Consider the following 17481-nt stretch of genomic DNA (forward strand, 5'->3'; position numbering starts at 1 on the left):
AGTGACCTTTCGTGTGGGTCACCACTGTAGATAAGGATTTTAAATGCCTGTTGTTACTCTTCCTGACGGTAGCCGACGCCAGTTTGACCGTGCCGTTTCTGTAATGGATGTTGCCTGTGATATTGGTCCAGGTTTAGCGAAAGCCTGTATTGCTGGCCGCGTAAATGGTGAGTTAGTGGATGCTTGTGAATTAATCGATTCAGATGCAAATCTTGCCATCATCACCAGTAAAGATGATGCAGGGCTGGAAATTATCCGCCACTCATGCGCTCATCTGCTAGGCCATGCGATTAAACAATTATGGCCAGATACGAAAATGGCTATCGGTCCGATTATTGATAATGGTTTTTACTATGATGTTGATATTGGCCGTGCTTTGACGCAGGAAGATATTGAGCTGCTTGAAAAACGTATGTTGGAACTTGCCAAGAAAGACTATGACGTCATCAAGAAAAAGGTAAGTTGGCAAGAAGCGCGTGATACCTTTGTCGCTCGCGGTGAAGATTATAAAGTACAGATTTTGGATGAAAACGTCAGCCGTGATGATCATCCGGGTCTCTATAATCATGAAGAATATATTGACATGTGCCGAGGCCCACATGTGCCAAACATGCGTTTCTGCCACCATTTTAAATTGCAGAAAGTCGCAGGGGCATATTGGCGTGGCGATAGCAACAATAAAATGTTGCAACGAATATACGGTACTGCGTGGGCTGATAAGAAACAGCTCAATACTTATCTACAACGTTTGGAAGAAGCGGCTAAACGTGACCATCGTAAGATTGGTAAACAGTTAGATCTGTACCATATGCAGGAAGAAGCTCCGGGTATGGCATTCTGGCATAACGATGGTTGGACTATTTTCCGTGAGCTGGAAACTTTTGTTCGCACTAAACTGAAAGAATATCAATATCAGGAAGTTAAAGGTCCGTTCATGATGGACCGTGTCATGTGGGAGAGAACGGGTCACTGGGAAAACTACGGTGAGCATATGTTTACCACTTCTTCAGAGAACCGTGAATACTGCGTTAAGCCGATGAACTGCCCAGGGCATATTCAGATTTTTAATCAAGGCTTAAAATCCTATCGTGACTTGCCGTTACGTATGGCTGAATTTGGTAGTTGTCACCGTAATGAACCATCAGGGGCATTACATGGTTTGATGCGTGTTCGTGGTTTTACTCAGGATGATGCTCATATCTTCTGTACAGAAGAGCAAATTCACCGGGAAGTCAGCAGTTGCATTAAGATGGTGTATGACGTTTACAGCACTTTTGGTTTTGAAAAGATCGTGGTTAAGCTGTCAACCCGCCCGGAAAAGCGCATTGGTACTGAGGAACAATGGAATCAAGCGGAAAAAGCTCTGGCGGCAGCGCTACAAGAAAATGGCGTTCAATTTGAATATCAGCCGGGTGAAGGTGCTTTCTACGGACCGAAAATTGAATTTACTTTGCATGATTGTTTGGATCGTGCGTGGCAATGTGGTACTGTGCAGCTCGACTTTTCACTACCAGGTCGTTTGAGTGCGTCCTACGTAGGTGAAAATAATGAACGTAAGGTTCCTGTAATGATTCACCGTGCGGTTCTGGGTTCGCTGGAACGGTTTATCGGCATCCTAACTGAGGAGTATGCGGGATTCTTCCCAACATGGATTGCTCCACAGCAGGTAGTGGTGATGAATATCACCGATAATCAGGCTGATTATGTACAGGAATTAGTAAAAAAACTTCAAGATGCAGGCATTCGTGCAAAAGCAGACTTGAGAAACGAGAAGATTGGCTTTAAAATCCGTGAACACACTCTGCGTCGTGTTCCCTACATGCTTGTCTGTGGTGAAAAAGAGGTCGAATCAGGGAAAGTTTCCGTTCGTACCCGCCGCGGTAAAGATCTGGGCAGCATTGATGTTAACGAGTTCATCGAAAAACTGCTGATAGAAATACGCAGTCGCAATCTTCATCAATTGGAGGAATAAGGTATTAAAGGCGGAAAAAGAATTCAAACAGCGCGTCCTAATCGCATTAATGGAGAGATTCGCGCTTCTGAAGTTCGTTTAACAGGTTTAGATGGCGAGCAGATTGGCATTGTCAGTCTGAGGGAAGCTCTTGAAAAAGCTGAGGAAGCGGATGTTGATTTAGTTGAAATCAGCCCGAATGCCGAGCCGCCGGTTTGCCGTATTATGGATTACGGCAAGTTCCTCTATGAGAAGAGTAAGTCGATCAAAGAGCAGAAGAAAAAACAAAAAGTTATTCAGGTTAAGGAAATCAAATTCCGTCCTGGTACAGATGAAGGCGACTATCAGGTCAAACTACGCAACCTGATTCGTTTTCTGGAAGATGGCGATAAAGCCAAAATCACCCTGCGTTTCCGTGGGCGTGAAATGGCGCACCAACAGATTGGTGTCGAAATGCTTAACCGCATTCGTGATGATCTGGATGAACTGGCGGTAGTCGAATCCTTCCCTTCGAAGATTGAAGGCCGTCAGATGATAATGGTGCTCGCTCCTAAGAAGAAATAGTTAGGCAATCAAGTAATAAGCTCCAGTCGGTTCATCTGGTTGGGGCTTATTCGCCTGACTAATTCGTTGTAATTCACAATGCGAAGTGGAAATTAAAATGCCAAAGATTAAAACAGTACGCGGCGCCGCTAAACGCTTTAAAAAAACTGCAAGTGGTGGTTTTAAGCGTAAGCGCGCTAACCTTCGTCACATTCTGACTAAGAAATCAACCAAGCGTAAACGTCATTTACGTCCAAAGGGCATGGTCTCCAAAGGTGATCTGGGCCTGGTTGTTGCTTGCTTGCCATACGCGTAAGCAATTTTAGATTAGAACTCAGAGACGATAGGAGAAGTATATGGCTCGCGTAAAACGTGGTGTTGTCGCCCGTGCACGTCACAAGAAAATTTTAAAGCAAGCGAAAGGTTACTATGGTGCCCGTTCGCGCGTTTACCGTGTTGCCTTCCAGGCAGTAATCAAAGCAGGGCAGTACGCTTACCGTGACCGTCGTCAGCGTAAACGTCAGTTCCGTCAACTGTGGATTGCACGTATCAACGCTGCTGCACGTCAGAATGGTCTGTCTTACAGCCGTTTCATTGATGGCCTGAAAAAGGCTTCTATTGAAATCGACCGTAAGATCCTGGCTGACATCGCTGTGTTTGACAAAGTGGCGTTTGCTGCTTTAGTTGAAAAAGCGAAGAGCGCTCTGGCATAAGTTAGGGTAGTTAAGAGGGAGCATGCTCCCTCTTTTACTTTGTTTTCAACGGCTGATTAGCGTGTCGTTGTCAGAAGAAGAGTTTTATTCCGAGAGAACCAACATTATGTCCCTAGCTTTTTTTCGCATCTTTTTTTACTTTAGCACCTAAATTCAGGGGGCTTTGCGCGTAAGAAAAGAAACGAAAAGTAGCGCCTGAGCCTCCGTTGTGGAGGCTTTTTTGTTTTTATGACAAAAAACAGAACATAGGTATATAAAGTCATTAACGATCATTACTAGCAGGCCATTAGGCCGAAGGAAGAGGAAAACGATGCCACATCTCGCTGAACTGGTTGCAAAAGCAAGAGCAGCCGTAGAAGATGCCCAGGATGTTGCTGCGTTGGATTTGGTACGTGTTGAATATTTAGGCAAAAAAGGCCATTTAACTCTCCAAATGTCATCGCTGCGTGATCTGCCGGTCGAAGAACGCCCAGCCGCAGGGGCAGTTATTAATCAGGCTAAGCAAGAAGTCCTGGAAGTTCTGAATATCCGTAAAGAAAAACTGGAGACTGACCTTCTGAACTTCCGTTTAGCAGCGGAAAAGATTGATGTATCATTGCCGGGTCGCCGTATGGAAAATGGTGGATTACATCCGGTTAATCGTACAATAGAGCGTATTGAAACTTTCTTTGGTGAATTAGGGTTTTCTGTAGAATCAGGCCCTGAAATTGAAGATGATTATCATAATTTCGATGCATTAAATATTCCTGCCCATCATCCTGCGCGTGCTGATCACGATACTTTTTGGTTTGATGCTAAACGTCTATTGCGTACTCAAACTTCTGGTGTTCAGGTTCGCACTATGCACAATCAACAGCCGCCAATTCGCGTCATTGCGCCAGGCCGTGTATATCGTAATGACTACGACCAGACACACACACCTATGTTCCATCAGGTAGAAGGTTTGATTATTGATCGTGATATCAGTTTTACCAATCTGAAAGGAACATTGCACGATTTCCTGACTAACTTTTTTGAAGAAGATTTGCAGGTTCGTTTCCGACCTTCTTACTTTCCGTTTACAGAACCTTCGGCGGAAGTTGATGTAATGGGTAAAAACGGCAAATGGTTGGAAGTGTTAGGCTGCGGTATGGTTCATCCTAATGTGTTGCGTAATGTTGGCCTTGATCCTGAAATTTATTCTGGTTTTGCCTTCGGCATGGGGGTGGAGCGCCTGACAATGTTGCGTTACGGTGTAACTGATTTGCGTGCGTTCTTCGAAAATGATCTGCGTTTTCTTAAACAGTTTAAATAAAGGCGGGAATATCTCATGAAATTCAGTGAACTCTGGTTACGCGAATGGGTAAATCCAGCCATTAGCAGTGAAGCATTATCTGATCAAATCACCATGATAGGTCTGGAAGTTGATGGTGTTGAAGCCGTTGCCGGTCAATTTCACGGTGTGGTTGTCGGTGAAGTTGTCCAATGTGCCCAGCATCCAAATGCGGATAAGCTACGGGTAACAAAAGTGAATGTAGGTGGCGAGCGACTGCTGGACATTGTTTGTGGTGCGCCAAATTGCCGTTTAGGGCTGAAAGTTGCAGTAGCGACCGTAGGTGCTGTGCTACCGGGTGATTTTAAAATCAAGGCGGCAAAACTGCGAGGTGAGCCTTCTGAAGGGATGTTATGTTCTTTTTCTGAACTTGGTATTTCTGAGGATCACGACGGTATTATTGAATTGCCACTGGATGCTCCTTTAGGTGTTGATCTGCGTGAATATCTGAAACTGGATGATCAAATCATTGAAATCAGCATTACACCTAACCGCGCTGACTGCCTGAGTATTATAGGTGTCGCCCGTGATGTGGCAGTTGCTAATAAAATGCCACTATCTGAGCCGCAAATTGAGGCAGTAAAACCGACAACAGATGCTGTTTTCCCTATTCGTGTTGAAGCAACAGAAGCTTGCCCACGTTACCTGGGACGGGTAATTAAAAACATTAACGTGAAAGCGGCAACACCACAGTGGATGCGTGAAAAATTACGTCGTGGTGGTATTCGTTCCATCGACCCGATTGTTGATGTGACTAACTATGTCTTGCTTGAATTGGGCCAACCGTTGCATGCGTTTGATTTGGAACGCCTGAATGGTTCAATCACTGTCCGTATGGCGAAGCAGGATGAAAAATTGCTGCTGCTGGATGGCACAGAAGCTAATCTTTCTGCTGATACATTAGTTATTTCTGATGAAAAACAAGCTGTTGCAATGGCAGGTATTTTTGGCGGCGAACATTCAGGTGTGAATGAAGAGACGCAAAATATTTTACTTGAGTGCGCATTTTTTGCTCCTTTAGCGATTGCTGGCCGTGCCCGTCGTTATGGTTTACATACTGATGCTTCTCACCGCTATGAACGTGGCGTTGATCCTCAGTTACAACACAAAGCAATAGAGAGAGCGACTCAACTGTTGATTGATGTTTGTGGTGGTGAAGCCGGTCCGATTATTGATGTTACTGATGAATCTCAATTGCCACAGCCTGCGACAATCACATTACGTCGTGAAAAACTGGATCGTTTGATTGGTCATTATATACCTGATGAACAGGTTGGTGACATCTTGACCCGCTTAGGTTGCAAAGTCACTATTCAGGAAAATTGCTGGCAAGCGGTTGCGCCAAGCTGGCGTTTTGATATGGAGCTGGAAGAAGATCTGGTGGAAGAAGTTGCCCGTATTTACGGTTACAACAATATTCCAGATGTACCGATGCGTGCAGATCTTATCATGAAAAAACATCGTGAAGCGGATCTTTCCCTGCAACGTGTTAAAACCATGCTTGTTGACAGAGGTTATCAAGAAGCGATCACTTATAGCTTTGTTGATCCTAAAATTCAGGCGCTGTTACATCCACAGCAACCAGCGTTGATGCTGCCTAACCCAATTTCAGCAGATATGTCAGCCATGCGCTTATCACTACTGACTGGTTTGCTAACAACGGTGGTATATAACCAAAACCGCCAGCAAAACCGTGTGCGCTTGTTTGAAACTGGCTTGCGTTTTGTTCCTGATGAAAATGCAGAGCAGGGCATTCGTCAGGAGCTGATGTTAGGGGGAGTCATTACCGGCAATCGTTTTGAAGAACATTGGTCACTGGAAAAACAGTCTGTTGATTTCTTCGATATGAAAGGCGATTTGGAAGCTGCTCTGGAGTTAACCGGAAAATTATCTAAGATTTCTTTTAGAGCAGATGTAAATCCTGCGTTGCACTCGGGTCAAAGCGCCGGGATTTATTTGGAAAATGAATACATCGGATATATCGGTGTGGTTCACCCAGAATTGGAAAGTAAACTTGACTTAAATGGTCGCACCGTAGTATTCGAAATACTCTGGAACAAGCTGGCAAGCCGCATGATACCTGACGCGAAAGAGATTTCACGTTTCCCGTCAAACCGTCGTGATATCGCGATCGTGGTGCCTGAAAATGTTGCTGTAGAAGATGTTTTGGCTGAGTGCAAGAAAGTTGGCGTAAATCATATAGTTGGCATAAACTTGTTTGACGTGTATTGTGGTAAAGGTGTAGCAGAGGGTCATAAGAGCCTTGCTATAAGTTTTATCTTGCAGGATACCGCGCGTACACTGGAAGAAGAAGAGATTGCTGCGACAATTAATAAATGTGTTGCAGTGCTGAAACAGCGATTCCAAGCATCCTTGAGGGACTGAACTTATGGCGCTTACTAAAGCTGAAATGTCAGAAAATCTGTTTGAGAAACTGGGAATTAGCAAGCGTGATGCTAAAGATCTGGTTGAATTATTCTTTGAAGAAGTGCGTCGTTCTTTGGAGAATGGTGAGCAGGTAAAATTGTCTGGATTTGGCAACTTTGATTTACGGGATAAAAACCAACGTCCGGGGCGTAATCCTAAGACTGGTGAGGACATTCCGATTACAGCTCGCCGAGTAGTGACATTCCGTCCTGGTCAGAAGTTAAAAAGCAGGGTTGAGAAAGCCACGCCGAAAGAATAATCAAAAAGGCCGCATCAATAGCGGCCTTTTTCTTAAACGAATCCGCCCTCATGAGCTTGATTTACCATGCAACCCACTTATTCCATCGCTGAATTAGTGACTCGCCAGAAAAGACGTGATTATCGCTTTCTGGCAATTCTTATGTGTTTATTTCTATTGGTTCTTTTTCTCTCACTCTGTGCCGGGGAAAATTGGATCTGGCCTGATAAATGGTTTTCTGAAACAGGCCAATTGTTTGTGTGGCAGTTGCGTTTTCCTCGTGTATTAGCTGTCGTTGCTGTGGGTGCAAGCCTGACGGTGGCAGGCGCCGTAATGCAGGCGCTGTTTGAGAATCCGTTGGCGGAACCTGGGCTATTGGGGGTCAGTAATGGCGCTGGCGTGGTGGTGGTATTTCTGGTGTTGATGTTTCATGGTATTGCGCCATTCTGGTTATTAAGTATTAGCGCTGTGCTCGGAGCGCTGACTGTCACAATGATACTGCTGACTTTTTCAAGAAAGCGTTATCTGAATAATGCCCGTTTGTTGTTGGTGGGAGTTGCTTTTGGCGTCGTCACTGGCGCGTTAATGACCTGGATGGTTTATTTCAGTACTAGCCTGGACTTGCGTCAGCTAATGTATTGGATGATGGGAAGTTTCAGTGGAATAGACTGGCGGCAGCAATGGTTGGTAGTCGCTTTGTTTCCCTTGATCATTTGGTTGAGCAGGCAAGGAAAAGTGCTTAATTTTCTTTCACTGGGAGAAACACAGGCTCAACAGTTGGGTATCTCGCTTTATTATTGGCGTAATCTATTTGTCTTTGCTGTTGGGTTATTAGTAGGGTTAAGTGTTGCACTTGCTGGAACAATCAGCTTTATTGGCTTAGTCATTCCACATATTTTACGTTTATGCGGCCTGACAGATTATAAAACACTACTGCCTGCCTGTGTTCTCTCCGGTGGTTGTGGATTATTGCTGGCGGATTTGTTTTCTCGCCTTAGCTTGAATAATGCAGAAGTGCCGATTGGCGTTGTGACTGCGACATTGGGTGCGCCAGTATTCATTTGGTTATTATTGAGAGCCAGGGATTGGAGTTAAGAAAGTGGATAATGTGCAAGTGACCAATCAGTTGATGGCTCTCAGTCGAGTATCAGTAAGAAACCGATTAATGCCTCTGACAGCGTTGGTACAACAAGGTGAACAGGTACATCTCATTGGGCCGAATGGTTCAGGAAAAAGTACACTGCTGGCCTGTATGGCCGGTATTTTACCCTATAGTGGCGCAATCAATTTGCAACAAAAGTGTCTTAATCAATATAGTCACTGCCAATTAGCTAGGCACAGAGCATGGCTTAGCCAGCAAATTTCTTCTGTGCCAATAATGCCGGTTTTTCAATATTTACAACTGCACTTAGCTGCCCATCTTGTTAATTGTGACGGCGTGTTGGCAGAACTTTGTTCCTTTTTTAAATTAGGAAAACTTCTGGAGACACCTGTAGGTAATCTATCTGGTGGTGAATGGCAAAGAGTGCGATTAACCGGGGTTTTTTTACAAGTTTGGCCATCAATCAATTCGCAGGGCAAATTATTGCTCTTGGATGAACCTACGAATAATCTTGATATCACTCAGGTAGCGGCACTTGATCTGTTGATCAAGAAATTTTGTGAACTCGGTGGAGCCGTAGTCATGAGTGGTCATGATCTAAATCATAGCTATGATAAAGCTGATCGGATCTGGTTGCTCGCTAATGGATCACTGGTTGCGAATGGAAAACCGGATGAGGTAATGAAAGAAAACACGCTCTCTAGAGTTTTTGCTGCTGAGATAAAATGCATACCAGAAAGGGCAGATAAATATTGGCGGGTTTTCTTACCTTAATGTAGTCCAGTCTTACTGTACCTACCGTGAATCTGTACGTATCGTGGATTTATAGTAATTTCCACTTAATTTGCTAAATCATACCTGTGTTTACGATTCGTTCAAATATAGTCATCTAATATATTGTCATATTATGAATGAATTGGACTGTGTTTTATGGATCGTTTTCTTCCATTTTCTCGTCCTGCGATAGGTGATGAAGAAATTCAGGCAGTAGAGAAGGTTCTTCGTTCGGGGTGGATTACAACAGGCCCTCAAAATCATCAATTGGAACAGGACTTTTGCCGCATGTTTGGCTGCAAATATGTGGTTGCATTGGCCTCTGCAACGGCGGGTATGCATCTGACACTCATGGCGTTGGGAATTGGCCCTGGTGACGAAGTGATCACACCATCTCAAACTTGGGTTTCCACAATAAATATGATCTGTTTGCTTGGTGCTGAACCGATCATGATTGATGTTGATCGTCATACTTTAATGGTTGACGCGCAGACAGTGAAAAAGGCGATTACTTCCAAAACCAAAGCGATTATTCCCGTTCATTATGCTGGTGCGCCTTGTGATTTAGATGCATTGCGTGGGATTGCTCAGGATGCGGGTATTCCATTGATTGAAGACGCGGCTCATGCATTAGGAACCCGTTATAAGAATGAATGGGTCGGTGAGCATGGTACAGCCATTTTCTCTTTTCATGCCATAAAAAATGTCACCTGTGCGGAAGGGGGTTTAATTGCTACTGATAATAGTGAACTTGTTGAACGAATTCGGTGTCTAAAGTTTCATGGATTGGGTATTGATGCTTTTGATCGTCAAATTCAGGGCAGGCGACCACAGGCGGAAGTTGTAGAACCGGGTTACAAATATAATTTATCTGATATTCATGCTGCGATTGCTGTTGTGCAATTAAGTAAATTGGAATCAATGAATATTCGCCGTCGGCAAATTGTCGCCCGTTATTCAGTGGCATTAAAAGATTCGCCTTTGCAGATGTTAAGTGTGCCTGATTACGAGCATATGCATGCACATCATCTATTTATGGTGCGAGTTGATAAGGATGTTTGTGGCATTGATCGCGACACGTTAATGGCGCGTTTGAAAGAGAAAAATATTGGCGCGGGTTTGCATTTCAGGGCTGCGCATACACAAAAATATTATCGGGATCGGTATCCGAAATTGTCATTACCCGAATCAGAGTGGAATTCAGTAACACTTTGTTCATTGCCGCTCTTTCCTGATATGAGTGATGACGATGTGGATTATGTTATTGATGCTTTAAAAGAAATTATTTCGGAGCACAGATAAGTGTTATTTGAACAAATTAAAAAAGTTTCTGTTGTTATTCCGGTTTATAACGAAGAAGAAAGTTTACCCCTTTTATTAGAAAGAACCTTAGCAGCCTGTAAACAATTGACTCAGGAATATGAGCTTATTCTTGTTGATGATGGCAGTAGTGATAAATCGGCGGAAATTCTGATTCAGGCCGCGGAACAATCTGAAAATCATATTATTGCAATTTTACTTAATCGTAATTATGGTCAACATTCAGCGATTATGGCGGGGTTTAATCAGGTCAATGGCGATTTAATTATTACGCTTGATGCTGATTTGCAGAATCCGCCAGAAGAGATTCCTCGTCTTGTTAAAACGGCTGAACAGGGTTATGACGTCGTGGGTACCCGCCGGGCTAATCGGCAGGATTCTCTGTTTCGTAAAACAGCTTCAAAAATCATCAATGCGATGATTACTAAGGCAACAGGCCGTTCTATGGGCGATTATGGCTGTATGCTTCGTGCCTACCGTCGCCATATTGTTGACGCCATGTTGCAGTGTCATGAGCGCAGCACCTTTATTCCTATTTTGGCAAATACTTTTGCCCGTAAAACCATTGAGATTGATGTCGCTCATGCGGAGCGTGAATTTGGTGATTCCAAATATAGCTTCATGAAGCTGATTAATCTGATGTATGACTTGCTGACCTGCCTGACAACAGCACCGTTGCGTTTTCTGAGTGTAGTAGGCAGTGTGATTGCAGTTTCTGGTTTTTTGCTGGCTGTATTATTGGTGGTTTTACGTCTGATTTTCGGTGCTATATGGGCAGCAGAAGGGGTATTTACTCTATTTGCCATCCTTTTCATGTTTATTGGCGCACAGTTCGTCGCAATGGGCTTATTAGGTGAATACATAGGCCGTATCTATAACGATGTTCGTGCACGCCCCCGTTATTTTATTCAAAAAGTGGTCGGAAATAAAAAGACCAACGACAACCAGGAAGAGTAATAAATGAAAGCAATTGTATTTGCCTACCATGATATCGGCTGTATCGGGATCAATGCTTTAACTAAAGCTGGTTTTGATATTCAGGCGGTATTTACCCATACAGATGATCCTAATGAAAACCATTTTTTCTCTTCTGTTGCCCGTTTAAGCGCAGATTTAGCGCTGCCGGTTTTTGCGCCAGAGAATGTTAACCATCCACTTTGGATTGAACGTATTCGGGAACTGAAACCTGATGTGATTTTCTCTTTTTATTACCGAGATATGTTAAGCGAAGATATTTTATCGCTGGCGAGCACAGGCGCATTTAATCTGCATGGTTCACTGTTACCAAAATACCGTGGTCGTGCCCCGATTAACTGGGCGATTTTAAATGGCGAAGTGGAAACGGGTGTAACCCTGCATAAAATGGTATTGAAACCTGATGCAGGGGATATTATTGCTCAACACAAAGTTGCTATTGCAGAAACAGATACTGCGTTGACGTTGCACGGTAAAATTCGCGCAGCAGCGGAAAAACTGCTTGATCAAATATTACCCCAGATTAAAGCAGGAACTTATCCTGCCATACCTCAAGATGAAAATCAGGCGACTTACTTTGGCCGTCGTACTGCTGCGGATGGTGAGATTGACTGGCGCAAGTCAGCAACTGAAATTAACAATCTTGTCAGGGCGGTGACTGAGCCATATCCAGGGGCATTTACTTTCTTGGGTGAGCGTAAGATTACTATCTGGCGCGCCTCCCCATTAAATGAGACTCATGATAAGCAGCCAGGAACAGTATTATCGGTAGATCCGTTAATTATTGCCTGTGGAAAAGGCGCATTAGAAATTATCAATGGGCAAAGTGAATCGGGTTTGTATGTTCAGGGGCATCGTCTGGCAGTCGATATGAGCATTGTGACTGATGTACGTGTTGGTTCAAGGGCAACTGCTCAAATTAGTCACCGGAAGCGTGTATTAATTCTCGGTGTAAATGGCTTTATCGGTAATCATTTGACAGAACGTCTATTGCGTGATGGCAACTATGATATTTATGGTATGGATATTGGTTCTTCCGCCATTGAGCGTTTTATTGGTAATCCGCGTTTTCACTTCATCGAAGGTGATGTCAATATCCATACTGAATGGATCGAATATCACATTAAAAAGTGTGATGTTGTTTTACCATTGGTTGCCATTGCGACTCCAATTGAATATACCCGTAATCCGTTGCGTGTATTTGAATTGGATTTTGAAGAAAATCTAAAGATTGTCCGTTATTGCGTTAAATACAATAAACGCATTATTTTCCCGTCCACATCAGAAGTTTATGGAATGTGCGATGATAAAGAATTTGATGAAGATGACTCTCGTCTGATTGTTGGTCCAATCAATAAACAGCGTTGGATTTATTCTGTATCCAAGCAATTGTTAGATCGTGTTATCTGGGCATATGGCGAGAAAGAAGGGCTTAAATTCACCCTATTTCGGCCATTTAACTGGATGGGACCACGTTTGGATAATTTGAACTCTGCACGTATTGGCAGTTCCAGAGCGATCACACAATTAATATTGAACTTAGTTGAGGGTTCACCGATTAAATTGGTCGATGGTGGTGAACAGAAACGCTGCTTTACTGATATTAATGATGGTATTGAAGCGCTGTTTCGTATTATTGAAAACCGGGATGGATTATGTGACGGTCAAATTATCAATATTGGCAATCCAACTAATGAAGCCAGTATTCGCCAATTGGCGGAAATATTACTAAATAGCTTTGAAAACCATGAATTGAGAGATCATTTTCCGCCGTTTGCTGGATTTAAAAAGATTGAAAGCGGCAGTTACTACGGCAAAGGTTATCAGGATGTTGAACACCGTAAGCCAAGTATTAAAAACGCGGAGCGGTTATTAGATTGGAAACCCACCATTGACATGAAACAGACGATCAACGAAACACTGGATTTCTTCTTGCGTGGCGCGGTGGAAGAATTAAGGAAAAATTAATGAAACAAGTTGGCTTGAGAGTTGATGTGGATACCTATCGAGGAACCGTTGAAGGGGTACCGCAATTGCTCAAAATGTTGGCAAAACATCAGATTCAGGCCAGTTTTTTCTTTAGTGTTGGGCCGGATAATATGGGGCGCCATTTGTGGCGTCTTTTACGGCCGAAATTCTTATGGAAAATGTTGAGGTCAAATGCAGCGTCTCTGTATGGTCTTGACATTTTACTGGCGGGGACTGCATGGCCGGGTAAGAAGATTGCTAAGGATTTAGGCTACTTGATGAAGCAAACGCGGGATGCAGGCCATGAAGTGGGTCTGCATGCTTGGGATCATCAGCGTTGGCAGGCGAAAGTCGGCCGTTGGTCTGAAGCTCAGTTAACAGAGCAGGTTAAACTGGGGGTGGATGCATTGGTACAGGCAATTGGCCAACGGGTAACTTGTTCGGCTGTTGCTGGTTGGCGAGCGGATGAACGCGTACTCGCGGTAAAGCAACAATTTGGTTTTGATTACAACAGCGATTGTCGGGGAACTCATCCATTCAGGCCCATTTTGCCTGATGGTACTCTTGGTGCTGTGCAAATTCCGGTGACGTTGCCAACTTATGACGAAGTAATAGGCATTCAGGTTAAAGATGAAGATTTTAACCAGTTTATCCTTGATAAGATGAAAAACAGCCTGGGAGTTCCGGTATATACCATCCATACGGAAGTTGAAGGGATGTCCAAGTCCACAGAATTTGCAACGCTGTTGGAGATGGTTCATCAGGAAAACATACAATTTTGTGCATTGAGTCATCTGCTGCCTGAAAATATACAGCAACTTCCTGTCGGGAGAATTATTCGTTCTGAATTTCCCGGCAGAGAAGGATGGTTAGGATGCCAACAAGAGGTTTAACTTATCTATGTTAAATAACCGGGCGTGTAAAGTAGGGGCTTTTTTGATGGCTCTTTTTTTTGTCCTTACTTATTTATTACCCCTTAATGGCCGTCTGCTATGGCAGCCTGATGAAACTCGTTATGCAGAAATTAGTCGAGAAATGCTGCAACGAGGAGATTGGATTGTTCCGTATTTGCTGGATATTCGTTATTTTGAAAAACCGGTAGCAGGCTATTGGATTAATAATATTAGCCAATGGATTTTTGGCGATAATAATTTTTCAGTCCGTTTTGGATCAGTTTTCTGTATTTTTATCAGCGCAATTTTATTATATCGACTTGCTATGATGATGTGGCATAACCGGCATATGGCTTTTGCCACTAGCCTTATCTACATCTCAATGTTTCTGGTATTTGCCATTGGTACTTATAGCGTACTCGATCCGATGTTTTCTTTGTGGATAACGGCTGCCATGCTGTGTAGCTTCTGGGCGCTAAAAACAGACGGTATCAGACAACGGATAATGGCATATTTAGCGCTTGGTTTGTGCTGCGGTATGGGTTTTATGACCAAAGGGTTTCTGGCATTGGCTGTTCCGGTCATTGTGATGCTGCCTATTGTCATTTATCAGAAGCGGGTCCGGCAAATGGTCTACTTTGGCCCACTTGCTATTATTTCGGCGATAGTAATTAGTTTACCGTGGGTAATTGCGATTGCCCTACGTGAGCCTGACTATTGGCACTATTTCTTCTGGGTGGAACATATTAAACGTTTTTCTTCCGATGATGCACAGCATATTGCGCCGTTCTGGTATTACATCCCCATTTTGATTTTTGGTGTGATCCCGTGGTTGGGATTATTACCCGGGGCGGTGATGAAAAGTTGGAAAGAAAGAAAATCCAATCCTGAAATGTTTTTTCTGCTTTGCTGGTTTGTCGTGCCATTGTTATTTTTCAGTATTGCGAAGGGGAAATTACCAACTTATATCCTGCCCTGTATGGCGCCATTGGCAATGATGATGGCTAAATTTGGTGTTGATTGCGTAAGAGATGGCAAGATGAAATTACTAAAAATCAATGGAATGGTTAACGTATTTCTTGGTTTGCTGGCGGTAATGGTCCTATTTGCTATGGAAGCAGTAACAAAACATTCTTTATATCAGCCATCAGAATGGTTTAAATGGATTTTAGCAATTGTTGCTTTTGGCATTTGGGGCATTATTGGTTATCTGTGTTTTGCGTTGAATGGGAAATACTGGTTATGGGCGGCATTTTGTTCCATTGTCGTCAGTTTAGTGATAGGTCATGCTTTGCCTGAGAATACCGTTAATTCTAAATTACCGCAGAATTTTATTAAGTTACATCATCAGGAACTGGCAGACAGTCGCTATATTCTATCGGAAAGTGTTGGTCTTGCGACGAGTGTCGCTTGGGAGATGAAACGTAGTGATATTTATATATTTGAACGTTGGGGAGAGCTGGAATATGGATTGAATTATCCAGATAGCCAATATCGATATATCAGCTATCAAGATTTTCCGCAATGGTTGGCGAAAGCGCGTAAAGAAGGGCGGGTGTCAGTGCTCTTTCATTTATATAAAAATGAAAAATTACCAGATTTGCCAAAAGCAGATCATATTAATCGCAATTATCGCTTTGCTATTTTGGTTTATGAGAAACAACCATGATGAGTTTCGCTTTATTGTTGCTGGTTAGCTTGCTGACATGTGCTGGTCAGTTATGTCAGAAACAAGCGGTGATATGTTGGCAGCGTAATGTTTATCGGCGGGCATCTGTATTGAAATGGCTGGTGGGGGCGGTGATTCTGCTGGCTGTTGGTATGTTATTGTGGCTTCGTTTGTTGCAAATATTGCCGTTGGGAATTGCTTATCCGATGCTGAGTGTGAATTTTATTATGGTCACTTTGGCGGGTAAGTTTTTCTATCAGGAAAAGGCAGGCAGAAAACATTGGAGTGGGGTTGTGTTTATCATGTTGGGTATTTTGCTAATGAGTTTGAATGAATGAAAGGTTATATTTGGGGATTAGTTAGCGTATTACTGGTGACAATAGCCCAGTTATTACTGAAATGGGGTGTTGTCAATTTGCCAGCATTGAATCTGGATTTGCATTGGTTTGATATTGAGTGGCTATGGAGTCATCGCCATTCTCTGGTGATGGTAATGGCTGGTTTGGCTGGATATCTGTTATCTATGCTATGTTGGTTATTTACGCTAAAATATTTACCTTTAAATAAAGCTTATCCGTTAATAAGCTTAAGTTATGTTTTTGTCTATTTAATAGCGGCCTTGTTGCCTTGGTTTAATGAAACTATCACATTATTGAAAACTGCGGGTGTGATTTTCATTTTGTGTGGTGTCTGGTTGATTAGCCGTCCAGAGTGAAGAATAAAATAAATATTTAGCTATTTTACTTAAAATGCAGCCTTGTTTTTTTATTGAGTGCCGGATAGAGTTAGCTTATTTTGCTGATCTTATGAGGAGGGGGTAATGATAATCAGAACAAAAGAGTTGTTCTTGTTGCTCAGTCTGTTACTTATTGGTTGTTCCAGTCACGCCCCCAGGACTCCGGCTCCGGCGTTAAAAACGGCGCTTTCTGATCCAATCATGGTAATTGCTCAGCTTAAGGAGCAGCTTAATCAATGGCGTGGTACACCCTATCATTATGGTGGAATGGATCATCGGGGGGTAGATTGTTCAGGTTTTGTTTACCGCACTTTCAGTGACCGGTTTGATATTCAATTACCTCGTACTACCGGTGGGCAAATAAAATTAGGGGCCCGCATTGATAAAAGCGATTTAATGCCGGGTGATTTGGTCTTTTTCAGAACAGGTAGCGGCGAACATGGATTACATGTTGGCATTTATGATGCAAATAACCAGTTTATTCATGCATCAACCCATAAAGGTGTTACTCGTTCATCTATGAATAATGTTTACTGGAAAAAGGCTTTTTGGCAAGCCCGTAGAATTTAGATGCACTTTTACCAACGAATTGGTTAAAATATTTATTTTAGTATAATTTTGTTATTTATAATGTGGCGCTATTGGAATTTGTAGTAATACGTGATTTCTTTTTTGAATGAATTTTTTGATTACAGGTTTATTGTCTATACCCAATGGATTTCAAGATGCATCGCGGCGGCAAGGGAACGAATCCCCGGGAGCATAGATAACTATGTGACCGGGGTGAGAGAGTGCAGCCAACAAAGAAGCAACTTGAAAGATGACGGGTATAAATGATTTATGGGTAACCCAGCATGCTT

At 43.0% G+C, this 17481-nt stretch carries 17 protein-coding genes and 1 other annotated feature; all 17 genes read left to right on the top strand.

Features of this window, described 5'->3' with window-relative positions:
• Window positions 1–43 precede the first annotated feature (43 nt).
• The 17 genes from thrS (at window position 44) to V2H77_RS17100 (ending at window position 17191) form a co-directional block, all read left to right on the top strand.
• Window positions 44–1972 carry a threonine--tRNA ligase gene (thrS, locus tag V2H77_RS17020; RefSeq protein WP_341499747.1) on the top strand — a complete coding sequence of 643 codons (1929 nt, stop codon included), beginning with the start codon at window positions 44–46 and terminating at the stop codon, window positions 1970–1972.
• A gap of 3 nt (window positions 1973–1975) precedes the next feature.
• Complete coding sequence (gene infC / locus V2H77_RS17025) at window positions 1976–2515, top strand: translation initiation factor IF-3 (protein WP_071647077.1); 540 nt, start codon at window positions 1976–1978, stop codon at window positions 2513–2515.
• 97 nt (window positions 2516–2612) lie between these two features.
• Window positions 2613–2810 carry a 50S ribosomal protein L35 gene (gene rpmI, locus V2H77_RS17030; RefSeq protein WP_011146889.1) on the top strand — a complete coding sequence of 66 codons (198 nt, stop codon included), beginning with the start codon at window positions 2613–2615 and terminating at the stop codon, window positions 2808–2810.
• Window positions 2811–2850: 40 nt separating this feature from the next.
• Window positions 2851–3207, top strand: a complete 357-nt coding sequence (gene rplT / locus V2H77_RS17035) for a 50S ribosomal protein L20 (protein ID WP_011146888.1) — start codon at window positions 2851–2853, stop codon at window positions 3205–3207.
• Between the two features lie 100 nt (window positions 3208–3307).
• Window positions 3308–3432: a sequence feature (Phe leader region), on the top strand.
• An 85-nt stretch (window positions 3433–3517) separates the two neighbouring features.
• On the top strand, window positions 3518–4501 hold the full coding sequence (gene pheS, locus V2H77_RS17040) for a phenylalanine--tRNA ligase subunit alpha (protein WP_341499748.1): 984 nt from the start codon (window positions 3518–3520) through the stop codon (window positions 4499–4501).
• A 15-nt stretch (window positions 4502–4516) separates the two neighbouring features.
• Window positions 4517–6904: a phenylalanine--tRNA ligase subunit beta gene (gene pheT / locus V2H77_RS17045; RefSeq protein WP_341499749.1), complete on the top strand. Its 2388-nt coding sequence runs from the start codon at window positions 4517–4519 to the stop codon at window positions 6902–6904.
• Window positions 6905–6908: 4 nt separating this feature from the next.
• Window positions 6909–7205: an integration host factor subunit alpha gene (gene ihfA, locus V2H77_RS17050; protein WP_011146885.1), complete on the top strand. Its 297-nt coding sequence runs from the start codon at window positions 6909–6911 to the stop codon at window positions 7203–7205.
• Window positions 7206–7271: 66 nt separating this feature from the next.
• Window positions 7272–8279: a vitamin B12 ABC transporter permease BtuC gene (gene btuC / locus V2H77_RS17055; protein WP_341499750.1), complete on the top strand. Its 1008-nt coding sequence runs from the start codon at window positions 7272–7274 to the stop codon at window positions 8277–8279.
• A 34-nt stretch (window positions 8280–8313) separates the two neighbouring features.
• Window positions 8314–9060, top strand: a complete 747-nt coding sequence (gene btuD, locus V2H77_RS17060; protein WP_283256180.1) for a vitamin B12 ABC transporter ATP-binding protein BtuD — start codon at window positions 8314–8316, stop codon at window positions 9058–9060.
• Window positions 9061–9216: 156 nt separating this feature from the next.
• On the top strand, window positions 9217–10362 hold the full coding sequence (gene arnB, locus V2H77_RS17065) for a UDP-4-amino-4-deoxy-L-arabinose aminotransferase (protein WP_341499752.1): 1146 nt from the start codon (window positions 9217–9219) through the stop codon (window positions 10360–10362).
• Complete coding sequence (gene arnC / locus V2H77_RS17070; protein ID WP_341499753.1) at window positions 10363–11337, top strand: undecaprenyl-phosphate 4-deoxy-4-formamido-L-arabinose transferase; 975 nt, start codon at window positions 10363–10365, stop codon at window positions 11335–11337.
• A gap of 3 nt (window positions 11338–11340) precedes the next feature.
• A complete protein-coding gene (gene arnA / locus V2H77_RS17075) occupies window positions 11341–13323 on the top strand; it encodes a bifunctional UDP-4-amino-4-deoxy-L-arabinose formyltransferase/UDP-glucuronic acid oxidase ArnA (RefSeq protein WP_341499755.1) in 1983 nt (660 codons plus the stop codon).
• Window positions 13323–14216, top strand: coding sequence for a 4-deoxy-4-formamido-L-arabinose-phosphoundecaprenol deformylase (gene arnD / locus V2H77_RS17080; RefSeq protein ID WP_341499756.1), 894 nt, complete (start codon window positions 13323–13325; stop codon window positions 14214–14216). The genes arnA and arnD overlap by 1 nt, the downstream gene beginning before the upstream one ends.
• A 7-nt stretch (window positions 14217–14223) precedes the next feature.
• Entirely contained in the window at window positions 14224–15885 is a 1662-nt protein-coding gene (arnT, locus tag V2H77_RS17085) for a lipid IV(A) 4-amino-4-deoxy-L-arabinosyltransferase (RefSeq protein ID WP_341499757.1), read from the top strand.
• Window positions 15882–16223 carry a 4-amino-4-deoxy-L-arabinose-phosphoundecaprenol flippase subunit ArnE gene (arnE, locus tag V2H77_RS17090; RefSeq protein WP_341499758.1) on the top strand — a complete coding sequence of 114 codons (342 nt, stop codon included), beginning with the start codon at window positions 15882–15884 and terminating at the stop codon, window positions 16221–16223. Before arnT ends, arnE begins: the two co-directional genes overlap by 4 nt.
• The gene (gene arnF, locus V2H77_RS17095; protein ID WP_265377468.1) at window positions 16220–16600 is read left to right on the top strand and encodes a 4-amino-4-deoxy-L-arabinose-phosphoundecaprenol flippase subunit ArnF; all 381 of its coding nucleotides are present in this window, start codon (window positions 16220–16222) and stop codon (window positions 16598–16600) included. Before arnE ends, arnF begins: the two co-directional genes overlap by 4 nt.
• Window positions 16601–16705: 105 nt before the next feature.
• Window positions 16706–17191, top strand: a complete 486-nt coding sequence (locus V2H77_RS17100) for a C40 family peptidase (RefSeq protein ID WP_341499759.1) — start codon at window positions 16706–16708, stop codon at window positions 17189–17191.
• Window positions 17192–17481: the final 290 nt, after the last annotated feature.

This window comes from Photorhabdus sp. P32, assembly GCF_038085095.1.
Lineage (GTDB): Bacteria > Pseudomonadota > Gammaproteobacteria > Enterobacterales > Enterobacteriaceae > Photorhabdus > Photorhabdus luminescens.

Bases quoted from the DNA above. Each gene is read 5' to 3' on its own strand.
- rplT (WP_011146888.1), top strand. From the start codon at position 2,851: ATGGCTCGCGTAAAACGTGGTGTTGTCGCCCGTGCACGTCACAAGAAA.
- V2H77_RS17100 (WP_341499759.1), top strand. From the start codon at position 16,706: ATGATAATCAGAACAAAAGAGTTGTTCTTGTTGCTCAGTCTGTTACTT.
- arnB (WP_341499752.1), top strand. From the start codon at position 9,217: ATGGATCGTTTTCTTCCATTTTCTCGTCCTGCGATAGGTGATGAAGAA.
- rpmI (WP_011146889.1), top strand. From the start codon at position 2,613: ATGCCAAAGATTAAAACAGTACGCGGCGCCGCTAAACGCTTTAAAAAA.
- btuC (WP_341499750.1), top strand. From the start codon at position 7,272: ATGCAACCCACTTATTCCATCGCTGAATTAGTGACTCGCCAGAAAAGA.
- btuD (WP_283256180.1), top strand. From the start codon at position 8,314: ATGGCTCTCAGTCGAGTATCAGTAAGAAACCGATTAATGCCTCTGACA.
- thrS (WP_341499747.1), top strand. From the start codon at position 44: ATGCCTGTTGTTACTCTTCCTGACGGTAGCCGACGCCAGTTTGACCGT.
- arnT (WP_341499757.1), top strand. From the start codon at position 14,224: ATGTTAAATAACCGGGCGTGTAAAGTAGGGGCTTTTTTGATGGCTCTT.
- arnA (WP_341499755.1), top strand. From the start codon at position 11,341: ATGAAAGCAATTGTATTTGCCTACCATGATATCGGCTGTATCGGGATC.
- pheS (WP_341499748.1), top strand. From the start codon at position 3,518: ATGCCACATCTCGCTGAACTGGTTGCAAAAGCAAGAGCAGCCGTAGAA.
- arnF (WP_265377468.1), top strand. From the start codon at position 16,220: ATGAAAGGTTATATTTGGGGATTAGTTAGCGTATTACTGGTGACAATA.
- arnD (WP_341499756.1), top strand. From the start codon at position 13,323: ATGAAACAAGTTGGCTTGAGAGTTGATGTGGATACCTATCGAGGAACC.
- pheT (WP_341499749.1), top strand. From the start codon at position 4,517: ATGAAATTCAGTGAACTCTGGTTACGCGAATGGGTAAATCCAGCCATT.
- arnE (WP_341499758.1), top strand. From the start codon at position 15,882: ATGATGAGTTTCGCTTTATTGTTGCTGGTTAGCTTGCTGACATGTGCT.
- ihfA (WP_011146885.1), top strand. From the start codon at position 6,909: ATGGCGCTTACTAAAGCTGAAATGTCAGAAAATCTGTTTGAGAAACTG.